Genomic DNA, 2,610 nt, shown 5'->3' on the forward strand with positions numbered 1-2,610 from the left:
ACTCATTATAAAATATTTATAGACTAAAAAGGGGCTTTTTATGTTACATGATGATCCAAAAAGTATACACTCGCAGTCAGCATCCATCTTTGGATAATTGGCTCTTGATTTCCTGTCTCCTGACGTCCCATCACTTCTATTTCATACTGCTCTAACCAGAATTTAGAAGTCTTTAAAAACTTTAAATCTGCACCAAAAGCTCAATACAATTCGTAAATAATTTGATTATAGAACTATTTTTCTGTGGCGAAATAAAGCAAGGCTATGGCCGGAAAAGTGATTCCTATCCATAATGTTAGATTCCATCCTCCTAAGGCATATGCCCATCCTCCAATAAAGGATCCAACTGCACCTCCTAAAAAGAAAATAGCCATAAATAGTCCATTTAATCGACTACGAATTTCTGGACTCAACGAGAAAATTAAACGTTGGCTAAGCACAAGGTTTGCAGATACTCCCATATCCAACAGAATTGCAGCAATTACTAAAACAGCTATTCCGATGGGCGAACTACTTCGAATAATAAGTGGTAGTAATAAAGAAATAATAACAACAGTGAGAACTATCCCAGTGGCGGGTCGTGTCCAGCCAAGATCAGCTAGACGACCACCTATTGGAGCGGCTATTGCACCTGTAATTCCGACAAGTGCATATAATGCTATGGCAGTCTGAGAAAAATGAAAAGCAGGACTAGATAATAATAATGGAACAGTGGTCCAGAATAAGCTGAAAGCCCCAAATACACAAGCATGATAAATGGCACGACGGCGTAAAATTGGAGTAGTTCGTAGTAGTTGCCACATTGAATTAAGTAAGGTGGTATAATTTGTTTTTGCCTTTGGTTTCCTAGTAGGGAGTACTTTCGATAATACAAATGCCAAAACAATAATTACAGTAGAAGATAAAGCAAATATTGCATTCCATCCCCACATACCGGCTACTAAACTAGATATCGGTCGCGCAAGCATAATACCTAATAACAGACCACTCATGACGTTGCCAACTACGCGACCGCGTGTATTTTCAGATGAAAGATATGATACAAGAGGTACGAGCACTTGCGCTGCGACCGAACCCAGTCCGATAAAGAATGAAGCAATTAACAACAAGGTTGCGCTTTTTACAAAAACCATAGAAATGAGTGCAAATGCACTTGAAAATAACAATATAAGTATCAATTTTTTATTCTCAACAATATCCCCCAAAGGCACAAGAAATAATAAGCCAACAACATATCCAATTTGAGTTAGCGTTACAATTAATCCAGCGCTACTATTAGAAAGCCCAATTTCATTACTAATTACCCCAATTAAAGGCTGCGCATAATAAAGATTAGCCACGATGATACCACATGCAGTTGCCAGAAGAATGATTAAACCCGATGAAATTTCCTTATCACTTGCTTTATTTTTAAAATTAGACATAAGTATTTCCCCCATATTTTTATTTCAGAATTACCTTGGTGTATTTTGGAACTTAGATAAAGCCATGATTATTACGAGATTCCTTAACAATTAATAAACTGTACGTTCAGTTTATTAATTAACTAAAATATATACTAAACGTTTAGTTTTGTAAATAGGCTATTTTATTTTTTGTTCATATTAAGTATACTAAACGTATAGTTTATGATTCTTGGAAGGAATGATTAATGTGCAAGGTAAAAGAGGTAGACCACGTAATGTCGAAACCCAAAAAGCTATCCTTTCTGCATCTTATGAGTTATTACTGGAAAGTGGCTTTAAAGCAGTCACAGTCGATAAAATTGCAGACCGTGCTAAAGTTAGTAAAGCTACAATTTATAAATGGTGGCCTAATAAGGCTGCTGTAGTAATGGATGGTTTTCTTTTTGCTGCCGCAGCTAGATTGCCTATACCTGACACAGGTTCAGCATTGAATGATATTTTAATTCATGCTACAAGTTTAACCAAATTTTTGATAAGTCGTGAAGGGACTATTATTACTGAGTTAGTTGGTGAAGGACAATTTGATTCAAAGCTGGCAGAGGAATATCGTACTCGATATTTCCAGCCACGTCGCCTGCAAGCAAAACAACTCCTGGAGAAGGGAATTAAAAGGGGCGAATTAAAAGAAAATCTCGATGTTGACTTAAGTATCGATCTCATTTACGGACCAATTTTCTATCGGTTGCTAGTAACCGGTGAAAAGTTGGATGATTCCTATGTGCATGACTTGGTAATAAATGCATTCGAAGGAATACGCTTGAATTGATTAATATTAAAATGAAGATTTAGAAATTCTACTGTCTCTTATGCGAAGGCAATTTATATTAACTTGGTAAATAAAGTATTTAATTTTTAAAAACTGATGTATATGGAGTGGTCTCCCAATACATCAGTTTAAGAATTAAGGGGATGTTAAAAATAATCAAGATAATTACTCTAAATATAACGTCATGCAAACAATTTTCATTATGGGGATAATATAATATCTTAACTTGATAGACATAGGGGAGCACCCCATCACCATCAAACTAATATTTTCATATCTCCCTAAATTAAAATTTTCTTTCTCTACAGATAGTTATTCTGAGAAGCTGCTCATTTTTTCATTTTGGGAGCATTTCTTTTTCTTAAGTTGATGGGTATG

2 protein-coding genes and 1 pseudogene are annotated in these 2,610 nt (G+C 35.4%); 1 reads left to right on the forward strand and 2 read right to left on the reverse strand.

From position 1 onward, the window contains the following. Positions 1 to 53 precede the first annotated feature (53 nt). Positions 54 to 200: pseudogene (locus ABWK52_RS16610) on the reverse strand (VOC family protein); the annotation flags it as partial. Positions 201 to 233: 33 nt separating this feature from the next. Continuing rightward, the gene (locus tag ABWK52_RS16615) at positions 234 to 1,424 is read right to left on the reverse strand and encodes an MFS transporter (RefSeq protein ID WP_000064501.1); all 1,191 of its coding nucleotides are present in this window, start codon (positions 1,422 to 1,424) and stop codon (positions 234 to 236) included. 220 nt (positions 1,425 to 1,644) lie between these two features. Between ABWK52_RS16615 and ABWK52_RS16620 the strand changes: the two genes are divergently transcribed. Then, positions 1,645 to 2,232: a TetR/AcrR family transcriptional regulator gene (locus tag ABWK52_RS16620; protein ID WP_002062846.1), complete on the forward strand. Its 588-nt coding sequence runs from the start codon at positions 1,645 to 1,647 to the stop codon at positions 2,230 to 2,232. Positions 2,233 to 2,610: the final 378 nt, after the last annotated feature.

The sequence above is a fragment of the Bacillus sp. AP50 genome (assembly GCF_040492675.1).
Lineage (GTDB): Bacteria > Bacillota > Bacilli > Bacillales > Bacillaceae_G > Bacillus_A > Bacillus_A cereus.